General features: G+C 61.6%; 22 protein-coding genes. 15 read left to right on the forward strand and 7 right to left on the reverse strand.

Annotated features, from left to right (window positions below):
* The first annotated feature begins 61 nt into the window (after window positions 1-61).
* Both ACR0NJ_RS11400 and ACR0NJ_RS11405 read left to right on the forward strand, forming a co-directional pair.
* A complete protein-coding gene (locus ACR0NJ_RS11400; RefSeq protein ID WP_480817343.1) occupies window positions 62-880 on the forward strand; it encodes an MBL fold metallo-hydrolase in 819 nt (272 codons plus the stop codon).
* Window positions 881-918: 38 nt separating this feature from the next.
* A complete protein-coding gene (locus tag ACR0NJ_RS11405; RefSeq protein ID WP_480817250.1) occupies window positions 919-2,334 on the forward strand; it encodes an FAD-binding oxidoreductase in 1,416 nt (471 codons plus the stop codon).
* A gap of 34 nt (window positions 2,335-2,368) precedes the next feature.
* On the opposite strand, the gene ACR0NJ_RS11410 is transcribed toward ACR0NJ_RS11405, so the two are convergent.
* Window positions 2,369-2,851, reverse strand: a complete 483-nt coding sequence (locus ACR0NJ_RS11410) for a fasciclin domain-containing protein (RefSeq protein ID WP_480817251.1) — start codon at window positions 2,849-2,851, stop codon at window positions 2,369-2,371.
* Between the two features lie 170 nt (window positions 2,852-3,021).
* Window positions 3,022-3,561 (reverse strand): adenine phosphoribosyltransferase, encoded by a 540-nt coding sequence (locus ACR0NJ_RS11415; protein WP_480817252.1) that lies wholly within the window; start codon window positions 3,559-3,561, stop codon window positions 3,022-3,024.
* 317 nt (window positions 3,562-3,878) lie between these two features.
* Here ACR0NJ_RS11415 and ACR0NJ_RS11420 point away from each other — a divergent pair, with 317 nt between their 5' ends.
* Window positions 3,879-4,052 (forward strand): hypothetical protein, encoded by a 174-nt coding sequence (locus ACR0NJ_RS11420; RefSeq protein WP_480817253.1) that lies wholly within the window; start codon window positions 3,879-3,881, stop codon window positions 4,050-4,052.
* Window position 4,053: 1 nt separating this feature from the next.
* Here ACR0NJ_RS11420 and ACR0NJ_RS11425 read toward each other — a convergent pair whose 3' ends face one another.
* Complete coding sequence (locus tag ACR0NJ_RS11425) at window positions 4,054-4,683, reverse strand: LysE family translocator (RefSeq protein WP_480817254.1); 630 nt, start codon at window positions 4,681-4,683, stop codon at window positions 4,054-4,056.
* 168 nt (window positions 4,684-4,851) lie between these two features.
* Here ACR0NJ_RS11425 and ACR0NJ_RS11430 point away from each other — a divergent pair, with 168 nt between their 5' ends.
* The gene (locus ACR0NJ_RS11430) at window positions 4,852-5,718 is read left to right on the forward strand and encodes an alpha/beta hydrolase (RefSeq protein ID WP_480817255.1); all 867 of its coding nucleotides are present in this window, start codon (window positions 4,852-4,854) and stop codon (window positions 5,716-5,718) included.
* Between the two features lie 6 nt (window positions 5,719-5,724).
* On the opposite strand, the gene ACR0NJ_RS11435 is transcribed toward ACR0NJ_RS11430, so the two are convergent.
* Complete coding sequence (locus ACR0NJ_RS11435; RefSeq protein WP_480817256.1) at window positions 5,725-6,597, reverse strand: S-methyl-5'-thioadenosine phosphorylase; 873 nt, start codon at window positions 6,595-6,597, stop codon at window positions 5,725-5,727.
* A gap of 67 nt (window positions 6,598-6,664) precedes the next feature.
* The gene (locus tag ACR0NJ_RS11440; RefSeq protein ID WP_480817257.1) at window positions 6,665-7,225 is read right to left on the reverse strand and encodes an invasion associated locus B family protein; all 561 of its coding nucleotides are present in this window, start codon (window positions 7,223-7,225) and stop codon (window positions 6,665-6,667) included.
* 164 nt (window positions 7,226-7,389) lie between these two features.
* Between ACR0NJ_RS11440 and ACR0NJ_RS11445 the strand changes: the two genes are divergently transcribed.
* Window positions 7,390-9,024, forward strand: coding sequence for a SulP family inorganic anion transporter (locus ACR0NJ_RS11445; RefSeq protein WP_480817258.1), 1,635 nt, complete (start codon window positions 7,390-7,392; stop codon window positions 9,022-9,024).
* A 140-nt stretch (window positions 9,025-9,164) separates the two neighbouring features.
* Here ACR0NJ_RS11445 and ACR0NJ_RS11450 read toward each other — a convergent pair whose 3' ends face one another.
* Window positions 9,165-9,770, reverse strand: coding sequence for a flavin reductase family protein (locus ACR0NJ_RS11450; protein WP_480817259.1), 606 nt, complete (start codon window positions 9,768-9,770; stop codon window positions 9,165-9,167).
* Between the two features lie 90 nt (window positions 9,771-9,860).
* Here ACR0NJ_RS11450 and ACR0NJ_RS11455 point away from each other — a divergent pair, with 90 nt between their 5' ends.
* From ACR0NJ_RS11455 to ACR0NJ_RS11470, 4 genes are all read left to right on the forward strand, one after another.
* A complete protein-coding gene (locus ACR0NJ_RS11455) occupies window positions 9,861-10,337 on the forward strand; it encodes a GNAT family N-acetyltransferase (RefSeq protein WP_480817344.1) in 477 nt (158 codons plus the stop codon).
* Between the two features lie 53 nt (window positions 10,338-10,390).
* Complete coding sequence (locus ACR0NJ_RS11460) at window positions 10,391-11,134, forward strand: EcsC family protein (RefSeq protein WP_480817260.1); 744 nt, start codon at window positions 10,391-10,393, stop codon at window positions 11,132-11,134.
* Window positions 11,135-11,179: 45 nt separating this feature from the next.
* Window positions 11,180-11,737 carry an NUDIX hydrolase gene (locus tag ACR0NJ_RS11465; protein WP_480817261.1) on the forward strand — a complete coding sequence of 186 codons (558 nt, stop codon included), beginning with the start codon at window positions 11,180-11,182 and terminating at the stop codon, window positions 11,735-11,737.
* A gap of 72 nt (window positions 11,738-11,809) precedes the next feature.
* Window positions 11,810-12,265: a DUF1178 family protein gene (locus tag ACR0NJ_RS11470; RefSeq protein WP_480817262.1), complete on the forward strand. Its 456-nt coding sequence runs from the start codon at window positions 11,810-11,812 to the stop codon at window positions 12,263-12,265.
* A gap of 121 nt (window positions 12,266-12,386) precedes the next feature.
* Here the strand turns inward: ACR0NJ_RS11470 and ACR0NJ_RS11475 are convergent, their stop codons facing one another.
* Window positions 12,387-12,743, reverse strand: a complete 357-nt coding sequence (locus tag ACR0NJ_RS11475; protein ID WP_480817263.1) for a hypothetical protein — start codon at window positions 12,741-12,743, stop codon at window positions 12,387-12,389.
* 163 nt (window positions 12,744-12,906) lie between these two features.
* Between ACR0NJ_RS11475 and ACR0NJ_RS11480 the strand changes: the two genes are divergently transcribed.
* From ACR0NJ_RS11480 to ACR0NJ_RS11505, 6 genes are all read left to right on the forward strand, one after another.
* Complete coding sequence (locus ACR0NJ_RS11480; RefSeq protein ID WP_480817264.1) at window positions 12,907-14,145, forward strand: aspartate kinase; 1,239 nt, start codon at window positions 12,907-12,909, stop codon at window positions 14,143-14,145.
* Between the two features lie 47 nt (window positions 14,146-14,192).
* Window positions 14,193-16,436, forward strand: coding sequence for a phosphoenolpyruvate--protein phosphotransferase (gene ptsP, locus ACR0NJ_RS11485; RefSeq protein ID WP_480817265.1), 2,244 nt, complete (start codon window positions 14,193-14,195; stop codon window positions 16,434-16,436).
* Window positions 16,437-16,647: 211 nt separating this feature from the next.
* Window positions 16,648-18,093, forward strand: a complete 1,446-nt coding sequence (gene zwf, locus ACR0NJ_RS11490; RefSeq protein ID WP_480817266.1) for a glucose-6-phosphate dehydrogenase — start codon at window positions 16,648-16,650, stop codon at window positions 18,091-18,093.
* A 2-nt stretch (window positions 18,094-18,095) separates the two neighbouring features.
* Window positions 18,096-19,901, forward strand: coding sequence for a phosphogluconate dehydratase (edd, locus tag ACR0NJ_RS11495; RefSeq protein ID WP_480817267.1), 1,806 nt, complete (start codon window positions 18,096-18,098; stop codon window positions 19,899-19,901).
* A gap of 2 nt (window positions 19,902-19,903) precedes the next feature.
* Window positions 19,904-20,536, forward strand: coding sequence for a bifunctional 4-hydroxy-2-oxoglutarate aldolase/2-dehydro-3-deoxy-phosphogluconate aldolase (locus ACR0NJ_RS11500; protein ID WP_480817268.1), 633 nt, complete (start codon window positions 19,904-19,906; stop codon window positions 20,534-20,536).
* A gap of 51 nt (window positions 20,537-20,587) precedes the next feature.
* Window positions 20,588-21,778, forward strand: a complete 1,191-nt coding sequence (locus ACR0NJ_RS11505) for a pyridoxal-phosphate-dependent aminotransferase family protein (RefSeq protein ID WP_480817269.1) — start codon at window positions 20,588-20,590, stop codon at window positions 21,776-21,778.
* Window positions 21,779-21,791 lie beyond the last annotated feature (13 nt).

A 21,791-nucleotide genomic window follows, 5' to 3' on the forward strand; every position in this document is an offset into this window, starting at 1 on the left:
ATATTTTTGGCCAGATGAACAAGGGGCATGACTTGGCGGCGGGATGCGCTACACTCTGGTCATGCGCTGGTTGGTTGCGGCATTGATGGTGATCTCGGGCGGGGCTGCGGCGCAGGAGCGGCGGCCGAGCCATTGTATCGCCATCGCGGATGCCGCACCGGGGATCGAATACCTGCATAAGGCGGCGTGGCAGGACCCGGTGCCGGAGTTTTCGGTGCGGATCAGTTACATCGCTCATGCCTCTTTCATGATCCAGACGCAAGGCGGGTTAAATGCGGTCACCGATTTCACCGGGTTCATCGGCAGCGCCGATCTGATTCCGGATGTGGTGACGATGAACCACGCCCATTCCACCCATTGGACGGCTCATCCCGATCCAGCCATCCCGCATGTGTTGCCGGGGTGGGGCGAGTTTGGGCAGGGGATCGATCATTACCTCGATCTGGGTGAGATGCTGGTACGCAACGTCTCGACCGATATCCGCTCGGTCTATGGCGGGGTCGAGGAGCGTGGGAATTCGATCTTCGTGTTCGAGGTTGAGGGCCTTTGCATCGGCCATTTGGGCCATCTGCATCATGTTCCGTCAGACGAGCAATTCGCCGCACTGGGACGGCTGGATGTGGTGATGGCAGCGGTGGATGGTGGTACGACAATGCCTCTGCCCGAGATGATCTCGGTTCTCAGGCGGCTCAAAAGCTCGGTTATCATCCCGATGCACTGGTTTTCCGGTTTTTCGCTGGACCGGTTTCTGGTCGATATCCGGAACGATTTTCCGGTGGAACGTGAGGGCGTGTCGGAAATCACCGTCTCGCTACGTACCTTGCCCGACCGGCCAACGGTGGTCGTGCTGGAGCCGCGCTATCTGATTGATCTGGAATAGGGCTTGTCGGCGTCCGTTGCGTTGGGCCATGAAGGGGTATGAGCCTGAACCCCGCCGATGACAGTTTCGCCGATTTGATCCGCTCGCAGCTGGGGGGTGATGTTCTGCGCCCGGTTGCCGAGCGGTATTTGACCGAGCCGCGCAACCGGTTTGCGGGTCATGTGGGCGTGCTGGCCTCGCCACGCACGGTCGAGGAGGTTGCGGCGCTTGTCCGGCTGGCTTCGGATGCTCGCGTGCCGGTCGTGCCTTACGGCGGTGGCACTGGTCTGGTGGGCGGGCAGGTGATGACCGATGGCCCGGCACCGTCGTTGATATCGCTGGAACGGATGACGGCCATCCGCGCCGTCTACCCGACCGAGAACGTTCTGGTCGCCGAGGCAGGTGCGATTCTATCCGACGTTCAGTCTGCGGCAGAGGCGGCGGATCGCTTGTTCCCCCTGTCGCTGGCGGCGCAGGGCTCGTGCCGGATTGGTGGCAACCTTGCGACCAATGCCGGTGGGGTCAACGTTCTGCGTTACGGCAATGCGCGGGATTTGTGTCTGGGGCTTGAGGCGGTGCTGCCGAATGGCGAAATCTGGCACGGTCTCAGCCGGTTGCGGAAGGACAATACGGGCTACGATCTGCGCAATCTGCTGATCGGGTCCGAAGGGACGTTGGGGATTATCACAGCCGCCGCGCTGAAACTGTACCCGCGCCCTGCGGCGGTTGGGACGGCGATGTTTCGAGTGACCTCGGCTGAGGCGGCCATCGACCTGCTGGCTCTGGCCCGCGATCTTGTGGGCGAGACTGTCAGTTCGTTCGAACTGATCAATCGGCAGGGGTTGGAATTTCTGACCGAGGTTTTGCCGGATGTTCGGCAGCCTTTCGACGTGCAACCCGACTGGTGCGTTCTGGTCGAGCTTGGCCTGTCTGTCGGTCAGTCGCCTGCGGATGCTCTGGAGGCGATCTATGCCGCCGCCGATGCGAAGGGTTTGATCAACGACGGTGTCATTGCCCAGAGCGAGGCGCAGCGCGCTGACCTGTGGGCGGTGCGCGAGCGTATCCCCGAGGCGAACCGCCTGATTGGGTCGGTTTCAAGCCACGATATCTCAGTCCCGATCTCAGCAATCCCCGAGTTCATCCGGTGCGGGGCGGAGGCCGTCCGCGCGATCGGCCCGTTTCGGATCAACTGTTTCGGGCATGTTGGCGATGGGAATCTGCACTACAATGTGTTTCCGCCGCGCGGTTTCAACAGGGCGGAATTCGATGATAAACGCGCCGCGATCCAGCATGCCGTCTATGATCTGGTGCATGAGTTCAAGGGCTCTGTCAGCGCCGAGCACGGGGTGGGGCGTCTGAAAACCGAGGATCTGGAGAAATACGGTGACCCGACCAAGCTGAGCGCCATGCGTGCGATAAAGGCCGCGCTTGATCCGAAGGGAATCATGAATCCCGGAGCCGTATTGAAGGGGTGAACACGGCCCGGACGGGCCGTGTTCCGGTGGCGCCTTAAGACGCAGGCAGGATCACCTTGTCGATCACGTGGATCACGCCATTCTTGGTTTCGATATCGGCCTGAACCACATTGGCGTCGTTGATCATGACGCCCGAATCCAGATCGACGGTGATGTCGCCGCCCTGAACGGTGGCTGCGGTCATGTCGTCAGACAGGTCCCCGGACATCACTTTGCCCGGAACAACGTGATAGGTCAGGATCGCGACCAACTGGTCCTTGTTTTCAGGTTTCAGCAGGTTTTCAACCGTGCCCTCGGGCAGGGCGGCAAAGGCTGCGTCGGTTGGGGCAAACACGGTGAACGGGCCTTCGCCCTTCAGCGTGTCGACCAGTTCAGCCGCCTGGACCGCTGCGACGAGGGTTTCAAAATCTCCGGCCGCGACAGCCGTATCGACGATGTCCTTGCCGTGACCGTCGGCCATGACAGAGGTGCTGAGAAGAAGGGTCGCGACACTGGCGGCGGCGAATTTGCGGAACATGTGGTATCTCCCATAAGTTGAAATGCTTTATGCAGCATCTCTTGGGGTACGGAGGGTTATCGCAAAAAGATCACTGGCCGTGTGGGGGAATTCAGTTTGAAAGCGGGTCGCGCAGCGCTAAGCCGCCGGAGCGGTAGATTTCCAATCACGAATTTGTGAACGCGATGCGGTCAGAGCCCCTCGAATTCGCACAGGACGTGAACATCCATGCCCATATCCTCCAGCACTTTGCGGCCCCCAAGCTCGGGCAGGTCGATGATGAAAGAGCATGACATGATCTCGCCGCCCAGACGTTCGATCAGTTTGATCCCGGCTTCGGCGGTGCCGCCGGTGGCGAGCAGATCGTCGACCACAAGGATTTTCTCGCCGGGCATGATGGCGTCATCGTGGATTTCCACGATGGCCTCGCCGTATTCCAGCTTGTAGTCCTGACTGATCGTGGTGCCGGGCAGCTTGCCTTTCTTGCGGATGGGCACGAAACCCACGCTCAGCTGATGCGCGATGGCACCGCCCAGAATGAAGCCACGAGCCTCGAGCCCGACCACCTTGTCGATCCGCTCGCCCGCGTAAGGATGCAGCATCTGGTCGATGGCCATGCGAAACCCGCGCGGGTCGGCGAACAGGGTGGTGACGTCCCGGAACATGATCCCCTCGTGCGGGAAATCAACGATGGTGCGGATGTAATCCTTGACCGACTTGTTTCTGGACATGGCCAACCCCTCTGGCGTCACAACACGCAGGTGTGTGGCCCATCGGGGTCAGTCATGCAAGGATTGATTGTCGGCGATTACTTGCGACGTTTCGGAATAGCGTTTGGCAGACCGTAGTAACGATACAGCGTGGCGGGCAGCCACGACAGGTGCGGTTTGCGCCAATTGCGTTGATCTCGCAAAAGAAATGCCTGAGCGACATGAAGATTCATTGCCTTGTTCCTTATTATTTGTTAGGGCCCGATAATTACAACCTCTATGCTATGTATATACAAAGCATAGAGGTGAGAAACAAGGGCTGAATGGGATCAAAGCGCGTGGCAAAGAAAGACGGCAAGGGGTCTACCAAGAAAAACAGTCAGTTAGTCCTGCGGTTGGACAAAGACGAACGTGATGCGTTTGTCGATCTGTGCCGAGAGATGGATACCTCAGCCGCGCGGGAAATCCGCCGCTTTATCCGCGGTTTCATGAAAGAAAACGCCGAAGACTAAGTCAGGCCGGGCGGCGCAGAACAGCCGTGGCCACACCCATTCCGATCAGAGTCAACCCGCCGAAGCGGGTTATTGCGGTGATTAAGCCGGCGCGCCCGATCATGCGGCGCAGACGGTCCGCCAGCAGTGCATAGGCCAGGGCGTTCAGCCAGGCCAGGCCGACAAATGTTGCGATCAGGATGGCGAATTGCGGGCCAAGGGGATCAGCCGGACGCAGAAATTGCGGCACGAAGGCGATGAAAAAGGCGATGGATTTCGGGTTTAGCGCGGTCACTGCCGCTGCGTGCCCGAAAACGCTGCGCGCCGACACGTCGCGGCCTGTGTCGACAGCGCTCAGCCCGCTTGATGGCGCGCTGCGTAGAAGTTTGATCCCCAGCCAGACCAGATAAGCCGCGCCGACCCATTTTAGCACGGAAAACAGGGTGGCCGAGGCCAGAACCAGCGCGCCCAACCCTAGCAATGATGCGGTCATCGCCACCAGATCTCCCACCGCGACCCCGGTGGCCGAGGCGACCGCAACGCTGCGGCCCTTGGACAGCGCATAGCTGAGAACCAGCAACACCGTGGGACCCGGAATCAGCAGCAATGCGGTCGATGCAGCCACAAAGGCCAGCCAGAGTTCGAAAGACATGGGTCATCCTCGGTTGTGCGCCCCGCAGCAAGCACCGAAGTCATCGCTGCGTCAAGCCGTTTGCGTTTGCCCGGAAATCCTGAAGGTCGGATTAAGCTTGCTGCATAATCCTTGAATCTGCGCCGATGGTCCCCAGTCTGATAAGAGCCACCTGTTGCGGAGGATTCGATGACACAGACCCGAGACGTTTATCCAAACGCGCTTTCCCGGCCCGGCGCGTCCGGTGCGCGGCGCTTTCTGCGGGTCATCTACACCCTGACGGCCCTGATCGTTTTGGCTTACGTGGCCGCCGTTGGGTACATGTACGTGAACCAGCGCGATTTGCTGTTCAAAGCGTCAGGCGAATTGCCCGAGCCCGGCGCGGTGGGGCTGTCGGATGTCGACGTGCTTTCACTACCCATGTCCGACGGGGTGGTGCTGACCGCATGGTCCGCGCCTGCGGTGGCCGAAGGCGCGCCCACGGTTTTGTTCTTTCACGGCCAAAGCGGCAATCTGGGCGACCGCGCGGACCGGATGCGGGAAATCCTTAACAGCGGTTACGGGTTGCTCGCCCCCAGCTATCGCGGGTTTCCGGGAAGTGAGGGCCAACCGTCCGAGGTCGCCTTGGTGTCGGACGGTCTGGAACTGTTCGACCGGTTGACCGAGCAGGGCAAGCCGGTTGTGCTGCATGGTCAGAGCCTTGGAACGGGTGTGGCTGCTGCCGTCGCTGCGCAGCGCCCGTCAGCAGAACTTCTGGTGCTTGAGGCTCCGTTCACTGCGACCGTTGACGTTGCGGGCGAACGCTATCCCTGGCTGCCGGTGAACATGCTGATGCAGGATAAATTCGCCACGCGCGACGTCATTGACCAGGTCGAAGTGCCCACGCTGATCTTCCACGGCACCGGCGATATCGTGGTCCCGGTTCAGCATAGCGAGGCTTTAGCCGCGATGGCCGATGACAACGTGCAACTGTTCCTGATCCCGGACGGCACCCATAACGACCTGTGGTCGCACGGGTTGTGGCGGCAGGTTCAGGCCAGCCTGCCACAGCACTGATGTCGATCAGAGGATACGCCCCGCCACCGCATCCAGCTTGGCCAACAAGGCCGGGTCTCGCTTTTCAGGCGCGGTGAGGATCGCGTATTCCAGCGCCCGGTCGCAACCATGCGGGCACGGGGCCCGCTCAGCCCCCAACAGCGCGGGCAGGCCTTTGACCAACGTACGGGCTTTCTCGGCATTGCCGGTCAGCGTGGCGATGATGGCGGTCACATCGACCTCGCCGTGATCTGGGTGCCAACTGTCGTAATCCGTGACCATCGCGACCGAGGCGTAGCAAAGCTCAGCCTCGCGGGCGAGTTTCGCCTCGGGCATATTGGTCATGCCGATCACGTCGCAACCCCAGTGCTCGCGGTACATTTTCGATTCCGCCAATGACGAAAACTGCGGCCCCTCCATCGCCAGATAGGTGCCGCCGCGATGGATGTTGATCCCCGCCGCCTTGCCAGCCGTCTCGCACGCGTCGCTCAGGTGGGGGCAGGTAGGGTGGGCCACGCTGACATGCGCCACGCAGCCGGTGCCAAAGAAGCTCTTCTCGCGCGCAAAGGTCCGGTCGATGAACTGATCCACGATCACGAAATCCCCCGGCGCCATGTGCTCGCGAAACGATCCGCAGGCCGAGACCGAGATCACATCCGTCACGCCCAGCCGTTTCAGCGCGTCAATGTTGGCGCGATAGGGCACCTCGGTCGGCGAATGCACATGCCCGCGCCCGTGACGCGGCAGGAATGCCATTTCGACACCCTCCAGCGACCCGGTCAGGATCTGGTCCGAAGGTGCGCCCCAAGGCGTTTCGACCGTAACCCATTCCGCATTTTCCAACCCGTCAATGTCGTAGATGCCCGAGCCGCCGATAACGGCAATTTTGGTCTGAGTCACTGTTTCGCCTCCGCGTGGATATGTGGTGACAGATTTGTGTGGTCTGGGCCCTGCTTTGGCAAGGGGGCTATTCGGTCTGGTCCGGCAGATTGCGCGCCTGTGCTTGCGCGTTGAAATCTGCCCAGGCTTTGTCAAACCCGTCCAGCGGCCAAGTTAAATCTCGGGACTGACCGTGACGATCTCTGAACACAAAGCGATAAGCGTCGCCGGTCTGCATGGCATCAATGATGTCCTCCGCTCTTTCGCCCTCGAACACGCAACTCAAACCGGTCAGACACCCCGGTCGCCGGGTGCGCCAGATGACCTGATCCCCCTGATCAATGCGAAACCCGGATGGAGAGAACAGGGTGCCCGGCTCCATCCCGAATTCAATCCTCGTGCCTTCGGGTTCGGGCGTGATGAACATGAACTGCGCTGCGAATTCTGGCCGCCCCGAAAAAACATCGACCCGTCGGATGTAACAACGCTGCCGTAATGCGCCGTCCTCTTCGCGCTCATCGCAGATCGAGGTCCAGATGCCGAAGACCTGATGATGGGTCACGCGCCAGTTTCCAGGCGTGTCATTGCCTTGTAAATCCTGCGCAAATGCGGGCAGGGCGGTTAGCAAAAACAGGAGCATCCAGCGCATGCACCACAATTGCCGTGTGCGCGACGACCGACAAGTCACGATGTTGCGAGGGCCGGCTATGCGCCTGCCGCATGGCTGCATCCCGCTTGGTGCGGTGGCTCAACTGCAGGCGTGTCGCTACAAGGACCCCTTCGCGCGAACACACCGACCTATAGGACTGTCCAATGCCCCGAGCCTTGCTGGCAAGCTTTGCCAATCGCCTTGCCATTCCCGATCTGCGCTGGTCGCCGGACGAGGGGCTGACCCTGTCCCGCCTGCGGATCGAGCTTTTGTCAGGGCTGACCGTCGCCCTTGCGCTGGTGCCCGAGGCCGTGGCCTTTGCCTTTGTGGCTGGCGTGCACCCGCTGGTTGGTCTTTACGCGGCGTTTCTGGTCGGTCTCATCACCGCACTGATCGGCGGGCGTCCGGGCATGATCTCGGGTGCGACCGGGGCGCTGGCGGTTGTGATGGTGGCGCTGGTGGCGCAGCACGGGGTCGAGTACCTTTTCGCAACCGTTGTTCTGATGGGCATCCTGCAGGTGATCGCCGGGGCGATGCACTGGGGCCGGTTCATCCGCCTTGTGCCGCACCCGGTCATGCTGGGCTTTGTGAACGGTCTGGCCATCGTGATTTTCCTGGCCCAAATGGGCCAGTTCAAAGTCCCCGGCACAATGGAAAACACCGGCCACGGAATGGGTGGCGGAGAGTGGCTGTCGGGCATGCAGCTTTATACTATGCTGGGCCTTGTCGCCCTGACCATGGCGGTGATCTGGATCATGCCGCGCATCACCCGCGTCATCCCCGCACCGCTGGCAGGTATCGTTGTGGTGGCGGCGCTGGTGATTGGGTTCGGGCTGGACGTGCCTCGGGTTGGTGACTTGGCGTCGATCGAAGGCGGGCTCCCTGCGTTCCACATTCCGATGGTGCCGCTGGATTGGGAAACGTTTGAAATCATCTTGCCATACGCTGTCATTCTGGCCGCCATCGGCCTCATTGAATCGCTGCTGACCCTGAACCTTGTGGGCGAAATGACTGGAAAGCGGGGCGGTGCGTCTCAGGAATGCATCGCGCAGGGCGCAGCCAACGTCGTGACAGGGTTCTTCGGAGGTATGGGCGGCTGCGCTATGATCGGTCAGTCGATGATCAACGTGAAATCCGGCGGGCGCACCCGGATTGCCGGGATCGCGGCGGCGCTGTTCCTGCTGGTCTTCATCCTGTTCGCCTCGCCGCTGATCGAACAAATCCCGCTGGCCGCGCTGGTTGGTGTGATGTTCATGGTGGTGATCGGGACCTTCGCCTGGAACTCGTTCAAGATCATGCGCAAGGTGCCGTTGACCGATGCTTTCGTCATCGTTCTGGTGACGGTCGTGACCGTGATGGAAGACCTTGCGGTTGCGGTGGTTGTGGGTGTCATCGTCTCGGCCCTGGCTTATGCCTGGAACAACGCCAAGCGCATCCATGCGGTTACACGGGAGTCCGAGACTGAAAAGGGCGCGAAGGTCTACGAAATTCAGGGGCCGCTGTTCTTTGGCTCCTCCGAAGGGTTTGTTGAACTGTTCGATGTGGCCAATGATCCGGAAACGGTCATTGTGGATTTCGTCGAAAGCCGGGTTGTGGATCAGTCGGCCCTGCAGGCGATCGAGAGCATTGCCGCAAAATACGAGGCCGCGGGCAAGCGCGTGATGCTGCGCCACCTCAGCCGGGATTGCCACAAGCTGCTGAACAAGGCCGGGCACCTGATGGTCGATAGTGACGACGACCCGGACTACGAAATCGCCGTGGACTACTCGGTCCGCACCGGCATTCTGGGCGGGCACTGAGGATTTGCGAGGCTCTGCCTCGCGCTCCGGGATATTTTTAGACAGATGAAGAAAGGATCCCCTGCTTCTTCTGTTCAAAAATACTTCGGGGGAGTCGCGGCTTGCCGCGGCGGGGGCAGCGCCCCCAGTGTGCGGCGTACTCAGTCGTCCGGACGGCTGAGGCTGAACAGATCGTTCACAACCGAATAGTCCCGATACCCCAGCCGCGCCAACGGTCGGAACGAGGTGACGTCGAACTTACCGTCTCGCAGGTGATCATCGTGCAGATGTACGCCGGTGACCTCGCCAAAGACCACTCTGTTGTGCTCACCGGGTAGGGTCACGATTTGGGTCAGTTTGCATTCCAGTGACGCGGGAGCCCCCTTAATCCGGGCGCAGGGTATGGTTTCGCAATCCACGGGGATCAGGCCAGCATGGGCGAACTCGTCGATATGTTTGGGCAGGCCTTCGGAGCTGGCGTTCATCGCGTCGCGATGGGCGTGGGCGACGACGTTGACGCAGAACACGCCCGTAGCCTCGATATTGGCGATGCTGTCTTTGCCGCCGTCCTGGTCGTGTTTCGTGCCCGTTGAGGCGAACATGACCTGCGGGGGCGTGTAGGCGACCCCATTGAAGAAGGAATAGGGTGCCAGATTGTTGATTCCCTCTGCATCGCGGGTTGAAATCCATCCGATGGGGCGCGGTGTGATGATGGCGTTGAACGGGTTGTGCGGCAATCCATGGCCGTCTTCGGGGCGATAGAACATCTGAACTCCAAGCGTTTGCCCAAGGCGTATCGAAGTGCTAGGGCGAATTCCAGCAAGGAAAAGAGGGCGGGCGTGCAGCAGTTCGGGATCATGCCGGAAAAGCCGGACGATTGGTGGGAGGTCGAAGCGCTTTACGACCTGTGTTTTGCGCCGGGGCGCGAGGCACTGTCCTCGTACCGCTTGCGCGATGATGTGCCGCCCGTTGCCGATCTGTCGCTGGTGGCGCGGGATGGGCAGGGTATTCTGGCGGGCGCGATCCGGTTCTGGCCGGTCCATGTCGGAGATCATGATGCGTTGTTGCTGGGGCCAGTTGCCGTCCACCCGACCCATCAGGGCGAAGGCTTGGGCGGATATCTGATCCACGAAGGGGTCGAGGCCGGTCGGGGATTAGGCTGGGAACGGGTCATGCTGGTCGGTGATGCGCCTTATTACAAAAGATTCGGGTTTTATCCGTTAACGGGGGTTGAGATGCCTCCGCCCACCAACCCGGATCGGGTTCTGGGGTTGGAACTGAAGCCTGGTGTATGGGCCGGAATCCGGGGTCCGGTCACGCGCTGGGGCGGCTGACCTATTGAAACCGCGACGCGCAGCGCCGATGTCTTTAGGGCAGGAGGATGCGTATGCAGGACGTTGTTCTGGTCGACAAAGTGGATGCCGAAGCCGAATTGGACCGGCTGGCTGAACATTACCGAACCGCCGGTGGGGCGGGGGTGAAATTGCTGAACCGGCTGGGCGGGTCGGCAGAATCTCTGTTAGAACAATTGCCGGAACCAGTGCGAAATGGCCTGACCGGCGCGACCGAGCAGGCGCTGTGGTTTGCCGTTCATGCGGCGCAAGGGTCCCGTCGGGCCGTGCCTGACCAGCAACCTTGGGTGAATACCGCCGTCACAACCGCCATGGGCGCTGCCGGAGGGTTGGGGGGTGTTTCAACCGCGCTGGTTGAGCTTCCGGCGACAACCACAATGCTATTGCGCTCTATTCAGGGGGCGGCGGCACGGGAAGGCTTTGATCCAGAAGAAGAAAATGTGAAATTCGATTGCGTTCAGGTGCTGTCAGCCGCTGGGCCACTGTCTTATGATGACGGGGCTGATCTGGGGTTCTTTTCCGTGCGCCTCACGCTTACCGGACCGGCGATGCAGCGGTTGATCGCGGCCGTTGCGCCGCGTCTGTCGATTGTTCTTGGGCAGAAACTGGCGGCGCAGTCGGTTCCCGTTTTGGGCGCGCTTGCTGGCGGTGGGACAAATTATATCTACACCAAGTATTACCAACAGATTGCGCGCGTGCATTTTGGCCTGCGCCGTCTGGCGATGGATGCCGATATTCCGCATGACGATCTGGTAAGGAAACTGGCCGCTCGTATGTGAATCGGAACCGCCCGCGCAATCGTTCGCCTTGGCCGATTCCGCATCATGTGGTATGCTTTGCTTAGCCAACCGCAAAATAGCTCAAAAAAACAGCGGTTTGGTGGACAGGCATTGATCCCATTCGAAAGGCGTCTTGGCGGTATGAACGCAAGGCTTTCGCCCAACCAATTGCTCAAATCCGGGAGTCTGCCGGTTTTGCCGCAATCGGGTGCCTTGTGTTATCGCATTAAACAAGGGCGGCCCGAGGTTCTTTTGGTCACAACACGGCGGTCGGGACACTGGATTGTTCCCAAGGGCTGGTTGATCGAGGGGCTAAGCCGGGCGCAGACCGCTGTGCAGGAAGCTTGGGAAGAAGCGGGTGCCGTAGGGCAGTGCGGCGCAGGCGCTTTTGGCCAATACGCCTATCTCAAACAACGCACCAATAAGGGTGCGGCGCTGTGTCTGGTAGATGTGTTTCCCCTGTATGTGCAGTCTCTGGTTATGAATTTCCCGGAACGAGGCGAGAGAAAACGCAAGTGGTTTTCGCCTAAAAAGGCTGCGCAAAAGGTCAGATCGCCGGAACTTGCTGAAATTTTGCGCGGTTTTCGGCCATATACGAACTAGTGCGCCATCAGGCAGGCTTGATATTGGTGACCCGGTCGGTATCTATTCGGCAACCGACATTTTGGACGGAACATGATTCAGTACGCATTGAAATGCAGCGAAGGCCACACTTTCGACAGTTGGTTCCAATCTGCTGAAGCCTACGACAAGCTGGCTGCTGCGGGCATGGTGACATGTGCGGTCTGCGGCTGTGCGCATGTCGAAAAGGCAATCATGACTCCGCGCGTGCGTCCGGCCCGAAACGCGAAGGTGAAGCCCGAGGCGGCACAGCCCGCGGCGGATGAAATCAGCGTGGCAACCCCGTCGCCCGAGGTGCAGAAAGTTCTGGAAGAATTGCGCCGCAAGGTCGAGGAGAACTCGGATTACGTCGGCAAGGATTTTGCCAGCGAGGCGCGCAAGATTCATCTGGGCGAGGCCCCGGATCGCATGATCTATGGCGAAGCCAAACCCGATGAGGCCAAGGCCCTGATCGACGATGGCGTCCCGGTTGCACCGCTACCGTTCATTCCCAGCAGAAAGACAAACTGAACTCCGTGTATCTTGAGCACCGAAGCTGATCGCGGATTCGGATGGTCTCAGGCGTGGGCGAACGGTTTGACGCGTCGCCGCTGGACAACTCGGATTGCTTGAAAACCCGGAGCGGGCGCGCCTACTGAGGGTTCAGCGCTGCTTTGGGCAGTTCATAGACCTCACCCGGTTCGACGAAGATGACGATCAGATCGCCGCGGGTCTCGTGGGTGAGTTGCGATGCCGAACTGCTGGATTCCGGCACGCCATCCTTGAAATAAATGTTGCGGACGTTTCCAGCCCCGATCGCCACAGCCAGAGTTGCGGTGCCATCGTCATGACGGCGCAGTTCCGCGTTGCAGCTTTGCAGGGGATCGCCCGCATTTGCGGCGCAAGGAACAGTCCCAAGCGCGTTCTGGCCATCAGTTGCGGTCAGGCTGGCGACCTGCGCCAAAGCGGAGGATGACATAAGGGCAAGTGCGGCGGCAAAACGGAGCATGAACAACCTCTTGGATGAATTTCGCGGGTAAGCTGACATCACGCCCGCGTATTGTAAAGCCACGCCGTCGCTCGGGCGGGGTTTCATTGCGCCTTGCTCTTGCGGCCCCCCTCGCATAAGAGGCTCAGAACCAGAAATCCAAGGCGCGGAGACACTTGCCCCCATGCCCGTACTCGTGATGAAATTCGGTGGCACATCGGTTGCCAATCTTGACCGCATCCGCCGCGCGGCGAAACGCGTAGGTGTTGAGGTGGCCAAGGGATACGACGTTATCGTCATCGTCTCGGCCATGTCGGGTAAGACCAATGAGTTGGTCGGTTGGGTCGATGAAACCTCACCTTTGTATGACGCGCGCGAATATGATGCGGTTGTGTCCTCGGGCGAGAACGTCACCGCCGGTCTGATGGCGCTGACCCTGCAGGAAATGGACGTTCCCGCGCGCAGTTGGCAGGGTTGGCAGGTGCCATTGATGACCACCAGCGCCCATTCTCAGGCCCGGATCGAGGAAATCCCGACCGACAACATCAGCCAGAAATTCGACGAGGGCATGAAGGTCGCCGTGGTCGCGGGCTTTCAGGGCATCAGCCCCGAAGGTCGCATCACCACGCTGGGCCGGGGCGGTTCGGACACCACTGCTGTGGCTTTTGCCGCCGCGTTCGGGGCCGAGCGATGCGATATCTATACGGATGTGGACGGCGTCTATACCACCGACCCGCGCGTTTGCGACAAGGCGCGCAAGCTGGACCGCATCTCGTTTGAAGAGATGCTTGAACTGGCCTCGCTGGGGGCCAAGGTGCTGCAGACCCGCTCGGTCGAGCTGGCGATGCGGTACAAGGTGAAACTGCGCGTGCTCTCAAGTTTCGAAGAACAATCCGACGAGGCCGGTACGCTGGTCGTCGATGAGGAGGATATCATGGAATCCAATGTAGTAGCCGGTGTGGCCTATTCCCGCGACGAGGCCAAGATGACCGTCGTATCCGTGGCCGACCGCCCCGGCATCGCGTCGACCATCTTTACCGCACTCAGCGATGAGGGTGTCAATGTCGATATGATCATCCAGAACATCTCGGACGAAGGGCGCACGGATATGACCTTTTCCTGCCCGACGGATCAGGTGACGCGCGCCGAAAAAGCGCTGCTGGCGATCAAGGAAAAGGGCGAGCTGAACTATGCGGAACTGGTCGCCGACGAAGACGTCTGTAAGGTGTCCGTCGTAGGGATCGGCATGCGATCGCAATCCGGTGTGGCGGCGAAGATGTTCAGGATTCTCTCGGATGAGGGGATCAACATCAAGGTCATTACAACCTCCGAGATCAAAATTTCCGTTCTTGTTGATCGGAAATACATGGAACTTGCGGTTCAGGCGCTGCATGATGCCTTTGAACTGGACAAGGCGGCCTGAGCATTTTCTGCCAAAGGTCTCGTCTGACGCACTAATTTGGGTGGGCCATGGCGGACGGCACCGAAACTGAATCCCGCAAGCTGCTGGGGCGGCTGCGCGAAGAGATGGCCAGCGAGGCCGCCGGTCAGGAACGTCTTGACCGGATCACCCATCTGATTGCCGACAGCATCCGGGCCGAGGTCTGCTCGATCTACCTGTTCCGCGACGAAGACACGCTGGAGCTTTGCGCAACTGAAGGTCTATCACCTGAGGCGGTGCACAAGACGCGGATGCGTCTGGGCGAGGGGCTTGTGGGCCGTGTCGCCCAATCCGGGAAAGTGGTGAACACCGCCGACGCGCCCTCGGCCAAGGGCTTCCGCTATATGCCCGAAACGGGGGAGGAGCGGTTTTCCTCATTCCTTGGCGTGCCGGTTCAGCGCTTGGGCGAAAAGCTGGGCGTTCTGGTGGTGCAGTCCCGCGAGGCGCGCCAATTCTCAGCCGATGAGATATACGCGCTGGAAGTTGTTGCCATGGTTCTGGCCGAGATGGCCGAACTGGGCGCGTTTGTCGGCGAAGGCGCGGCCCTGTCGCCGTTGCACCAGCAGTCGGTCCAGCTTAGCGGCGGCCCGGCGCAGGAGGGCTCGGCCGAGGGTCATGTCTGGCTGCACGAACCCCGCGTCGTTGTCACCAACCCGATTGCCGAAGACCCGCATCGCGAGCGCGAACGCCTGACCGAGGCGGTTGAGGAACTGCGTGTCGGTGTCGACAAAATGCTCGAAATCTCGCAGGGCGGCGACAAGGAACAACTGCAGGTTCTGGAAGCCTATCGGATGTTCGCTAATTCCAAAGGCTGGATGCGTCGGATGGAAGAGGACATCGCCCTGGGCCTGAGCGCCGAGGCGGCGGTGGAAAAAGAACAATCCCAAGCGCGCGCGCGTATGGGGCAGGTGACGGACCCCTATCTGCGGGAACGTCTGGCCGACTTGGATGACCTCTCCAACCGGCTTTTGCGCATTCTGACCGGGCAGGGCAACACGAACGGGGCCGATCTGCCGCCGGACCCGATCCTGATCGCGCGCAATATCGGCCCCGGCGATTTGCTGGAATATGGCCGGTCGCTGAAAGGCATCGTGCTCGAAGAAGGCTCGGTCGGTAGCCATGCGACCATTGTGGCCCGTGCGCTGGCCATTCCGCTGGTGGTGCATGTGGGCCGGATCACGACCGAGGCGCTGAATGGCGACCATATTCTGGTCGATGGCGATCAGGGTATTGTCCACCTGCGCCCCGAAGACACCGTGGTCAACGCCTTCCGCGACAAGATCGCGATGCAGGCCAAGGCGCAGGAACGCTATGCCTCAATCCGGGAAACGCCCTGCGTGACGCGCGACGGGGCGCGGATCAAACTTGTGATGAACGCGGGTCTGATGGCCGATCTGCCCTCGTTGGAACATTCCGGAGCCGAGGGCGTTGGCCTGTTCCGGACTGAACTGCAATTTCTGATCCGCAACCAGATGCCCAAACGGTCCGAGCTTGTGACGCAATATCAGCGCGTGCTGGATGCCGCAGGCGGTAAGCGGGTGGTATTCCGCACGCTCGATATCGGGTCGGACAAGGTTTTGCCCTATATGAAACATGTGGCCGAACCGAACCCGGCGCTGGGCTGGCGCGCGATCCGAGTCGGTCTGGACAAACGCGGTGTCATGCGGATGCAACTGCAGGCGCTGCTCCGTGCCGCAAATGGCCGTCCGCTGACCATCATGTTCCCCTTCGTTGCCCAAGCCGATGAATTCCGCGAGGCGCGGTGGGAGGTCAAGAAGACCATCGAGCGTGAACGGCGACTGGGCCACGTCCTGCCCGAAACGCTTGAGGTCGGGGCGATGCTGGAAACTCCCTCACTGGGCTTCGCACCGCAGAAGTTTTTTGACGAGGTGGGCTTTATCTCGATCGGCGGCAACGACCTGAAACAGTTCTTCTTCGCCGCCGACCGGGAAAACGAACTGGTGCGTCGCCGGTATGATACGCTGAATGTCAGTTTCCTGAGCTTCATCGAACGGATCGTGGAACGCTGCGATATCTCGGACACGCCGCTCAGCTTCTGCGGCGAAGACGCGGGCCGCCCGGTCGAGGCGTTGTGTCTGGCCGCGATGGGCATTCGAACCCTGTCGATGCGCCCGGCGTCCATTGGGCCGGTTAAAAGCCTTTTGCTACGTTCGAACCTGCAGGATGTGCGCAAGATCATCGCCGGCGCCCGCCATCGCGGGGAACAATCTGTACGTCCGGCGGTGATGGACTGGTTGCGCACCCAGTCCTGACTTGCGATGCCTGAAACTTTCAAAGTTTCAGGCCCGGTTTCTTTTGAAGAAACCGACAGCACCAGGTTTCAACGCCGCGCGCAAATCCGGGCTTGATTTTCGGGCTGGGGTTTCTTATTCAAGCGTTGAATGTTAGCGATAACATATCAATTTTGCACATCCGGGCCGCCTGCTGATAAACAGGCGTCAAACCCCGAGAAGGAGCCCAGCCATGGTTTCACGCGTCATACCGGTTGATCCGTTCGACCTCGTGCTGTTCGGTGCGACCGGCGATCTGGCGCAGCGGAAAATCCTGCCGGGACTGTATCACCGGTTCGAGGTCGGCCAGATGCCCGAAGGGGCACGCATCATCGGCACCGCGCGATCCGAGATGGACAGCGACGGCTTCCGCGACCAACTGCGCGCGTCGATGGACGAATTCGCGCCGAAATACGACAAGGCCACTCTGAACCGTTTCCTGTCCTGCGTTGAATACGTGCCGGTCGATGCGTTGGGCGATGCGGGTTGGCCTGATCTGGCGAAGACCCTGCGACCCGACGCCGTGCGCGCCTTTTACTTGTCTGTCGGGCCGAGCCTGTTTTCGGGCATCGCACAACGGCTGAACGATCACGGGATGGCCACGCCTGACAGCCGCATCGTGGTCGAGAAACCCTTCGGCCATGACCTCGCCTCGGCCAAAGCCCTGAACGGGGGACTGCGCGCCTGTTTTGAAGAACATCAGATCTATCGGATCGATCACTATCTGGGCAAGGAAACTGTGCAGAACCTGATGGCTCTGCGCTTTGCCAATTCGCTGTTTGAACCGCTCTGGAATGCCACCCATATCGACCATGTCCAGATCACCGTGGCCGAGACGGTTGGGGTCGAAGGCCGCGGGGCCTATTACGATCAATCCGGCGCGATGCGCGACATGATCCAGAACCATCTGGTGCAATTGCTGTGCCTGACCGCGATGGAGCCGCCCTCGAAGTTCTCCCCCAACGCGGTGCGCGATGAAAAGGTCAAGGTGATCGAGGCTCTGGAGCCGGTCGAGCCCAAAGATATCGCCCGCGGCCAGTATCGCACGGATAAGGGGGGCGACGGCTATCTCGATCACGTCGGAAGCCCCGCCAGCCGTACCGAAAGCTTCATTGCGTTGAAGGCCCATATCGGCAACTGGCGCTGGGCCGGGGTTCCGTTCTACCTGCGCACCGGTAAACGTCTGCGCGCCCGCGAATCCGAGATTGCGGTGTTCTTCCGTGACCCACCGCATACGATTTTCCCGAACGTGGGTCCTCTGCGCGGCAACGTGCTGGTGATCCGTCTGCAACCCGACGAGGGCATCACGCTGCGCACAACCATCAAGGAACCGGGGCAGGGCGGGTTCCGCCTGTCCGATGTCGCGCTGGACATGAGCTTTGCCGACGCGCTGGGCGATGACGGGCAGTCCCCGGACGCCTATGAACGCCTGATCATGGACGTGATCCGCGGCGATCAGACCCTGTTCATGCGCGGGGACGAGGCTGAGGCCGCCTGGGCCTGGGTCGATCCCATCATTCACGGCTGGGAACAGCGCGGCGACAAGCCCGCGAAATACGACCAGGGCAGTTCCGGCCCCGAGGAAGCCCTGATGCTGATGCATCGCGATGGCCGCCGCTGGCGGCAGATCGGAGGATAATCATGGTCAATACAGTCATATCCGACGTCACCAAACGCATCATAGACCGCAGCGCCGATCTGCGCGGCCCGCATCTTGAGCGGATGGAGCAGGCCAAATCCAAAGGCCCCGCCCGCGCGCATCTGTCTTGTAGTGGTCAGGCGCATGCCTATGCCGGTGCGGGCGAGGACCAGACCTCGATGGCCACCGGCACCGCCGGGAATCTGGGCATCGTCACCGCCTATAACGACATGCTCTCGGCACACCAGCCGTTCGAACGTTACCCCGCCCTGATCCGCGATGCGATCCGCGCCGCAGGTGGCACCGCGCAAGTCGCTGGTGGTGTGCCTGCCATGTGCGACGGCGTCACGCAGGGCGAAGCGGGGATGGAACTTTCGCTGTTCTCTCGGGATGTGATCGCGCTGGCGACCGGAGTGGCGCTCAGCCACAACACTTATGACGCGGCGGTCTTCCTTGGCGTCTGCGACAAGATCGTGCCGGGCCTGATCATCGGCGCGCAGGCCTTCGGCCATCTGCCCGCTGTCTTTCTGCCCGCCGGTCCGATGACCAGCGGCCTGCCCAACGACGAAAAGGCCAAAATCCGCCAGCAATTTGCCGCCGGAGAAGTGGGCCGCGACGCCCTGATGAAGGCCGAAATGGCCGCCTATCACGGCCCCGGCACCTGCACCTTCTACGGCACTGCCAACACCAACCAGATGTTGATGGAGTTCATGGGCCTGCACCTGCCGGGCTCCAGCTTTGTCAACCCCAACACCCCCCTGCGCGATGCGCTGACCGAGGAAGGCGCCCGCCGCGCCCTGTCTCTCAGCGCGCTGGGCAATCACTACACCCCGGTCTGCCAGATCCTTGACGAGCGTGCTTTCGTCAACGGCATCGTCGGCCTGATGGCAACCGGTGGCTCGACCAACCTACTGATCCACCTGATCGCCATGGCGCGCGCAGGCGGTATCGTGCTGGATTGGCAGGATTTCTCGGACATCTCCGCCGTGGTCCCGCTGGTCGCGCGGGTCTATCCAAACGGTCTGGCCGATGTGAACCACTTCCACGCCGCAGGCGGCTTGGGCTTTGCCATCGGCACGCTTTTGAACGAAGGCCTGCTGCACCCCGACACGCTGACCGTCGCGGGGCAGGGCCTGCACAACTACACCAAGGAACCCAAGCTGAAAGACGGCGAACTGGTCTGGGAAGACGGCGCAGGCCACAGCCTGAACGACAAGATCGTCCGCCCCGCCAGCGATCCGTTCCAGCCGACCGGAGGCCTCTCGCGCCTTACCGGCAATCTGGGCACCGGCGTCATGAAGGTCTCAGCCGTCGCGCCCGAACATCAGGTGGTGGAAGCCCCGGTGCGTGTGTTCCACGACCAAAACGCCGTCAAAGATGCCTTCAAGGCCGGGGAATTCACCGGCGATACCATCGTCGTCGTCCGCTTTCAGGGCCCCAAGGCCAACGGCATGCCCGAACTGCACTCGCTGACCCCGATGCTGTCGATCCTGCAGGGCCGAGGGCACAAGGTCGCGCTCGTCACCGATGGCCGCATGTCCGGGGCCTCGGGCAAGGTCCCCGCCGCCATCCATGTCTGCCCCGAGGCGCTGGATCAGGGCCCAATCGCCTATCTGCAAGACGGCGACCTGCTGCGCGTGGATGCGGAGAAGGGCGAGTTGGAAATCCTCACCCCCGGCGTCCTCGACCGCGTCCCTGCCACTGCCGACCTGACCGCGAACCAGCACGGCGTTGGGCGCGACCTCTTCGGCGCGTTCCGCCAGAATGTCGGCTCCGCCGACACCGGTGCCAGCATTTTCGGAGTGTAAGCATGTCCAAAACCCAACGCACCCGCGAGATCTGCGCGCTGGCTCCCATCGTCCCGGTGCTGGTCGTTGATGACGCCACCCACGCCCGCCCGCTGGCCCAAGCGCTGGTTGCCGGAGGTCTCCCCGCGCTTGAAGTCACCCTGCGCACGCCCGCAGCCCTCGACGCCATCCGCGCCATGGCGGACGTCCCCGGCGGCGTTGTTGGCGCAGGCACGTTGATCACCCCCGAAGACGTCCGCGCCGCCAAGGCCGCAGGCGCGCAATTCGGCGTCTCGCCGGGCGCAACCGATGCCCTGATCGCCGCCTGCGAAGCCGAAGACCTGCCCCTGCTGCCCGGTGCCGCCACCGCGACCGAGGCGATGGCCCTGCTGGAAAAGGGTTATGACATGCTGAAATTCTTCCCCGCCGAAGCCTCGGGCGGTGCCCCCGCCCTGAAAGCCATCGGCGCGCCGCTGCCGCAGATCACCTTCTGCCCCACAGGCGGCGTCTCGCCCGCAAATGCCCGCGATTACCTGTCGCTGTCCAATGTCATCTGCGCCGGTGGCAGCTGGGTCGCGCCCAAGCAGATGGTCCAAAATGGCGACTGGTCGGGGATCGAAACACTGGCGCGCGAGGCCGCCCGCCTGACGGATTGACGCGCCGCCACCCGGCGCTAGGGTAGACCGCAAGTCAAACAGGTTGCCCTCATGACAAACAATACCTCCCTCGCGCAAGGGCGCGAGTATCTGGCCATCCCCGGCCCCTCGGTCATGCCCGACGCGGTGCTGCAGGCCATGCACCGCCCGTCGCCCAATATCTACGACGGCGAACTGGTCGAGATGATGCCCGCCCTGCTGCAGGACCTGCGCCGTGTCGCCCGCACCGACCATGACGTCGCCATCTACATCGCCAACGGCCACGGCACGTGGGAGGCGGCGCTGTCAAACGTCATCGCCCCCGGCGAAACCGTGCTGGCCCCGGCCTCGGGCCGCTTTGCCGAAGGCTGGGCCGAGATGGCCGAAGGCCTCGGCGCACAGGCGCAGGTGATCGACTTCGGCATGTCCGCGCCATGGGACTTCAACCGCATCGCCGAGGCGTTGCGCGCCGACACAGACCACAAGATCAAGGCGGTGCTGGCCGTCCATGTGGACACCTCCACCTCGATCCGCAACAACATCCCCGCCCTGCGCGCCCTGCTGGACGACCTGCAGCACCCGGCGCTGCTGATGGCCGACTGCATCGCGTCGCTGGGCTGCGACCGGTTCGAGATGGACGCTTGGGGCGTCGATGTTACCGTTACCGCCTGCCAGAAGGGCCTGATGACCCCTGCAGGCATGGGCTTTGTCTATTTCAACGACAAGGCACAGGCCAAACGCGCCACGATGCCCCGCGTGTCTAACTACTGGGACTGGCAGCCGCGCGCCAACCCTGACCTGTTCTACCAGCATTTCAACGGCACCGCGCCGACCCACCACCTCTACGGCCTACGCGCCGCGCTCGACCTGATCCATGCCGAAGGCCTCGAACAGGTCTGGGCCCGCCACACCCGCCTCGCCCATGCCATCTGGACCGCGTGCGAGGTCTGGTCCGACGGCGGCACGCTGCAGTTCAACGTCGCCGACCCGGCCCACCGCAGCCACGCCGTCACCGCCCTGCGCCTGACCGAAGGCCGCGGCACGCCGCTGCGCAACTACACCGAAACCCAACTAGGCCTGACCCTCGGCATAGGTCTGGGGATGCAGGATTGGGACGGCTGCTTCCGCCTCGGCCATATGGGCCACGTCAACGCCCAGATGGTGATGGCCATGCTGGGCGGCATGGAAACGGCTATGGCCGCGCTCAACATCCCCCGCGGCACCGGCGCCCTCGAAGCCGCCGCCGCCACTCTGGCCAACTGATCCACTCTTCATC

The sequence above is a fragment of the Ruegeria sp. F11 genome (assembly GCF_056533855.1).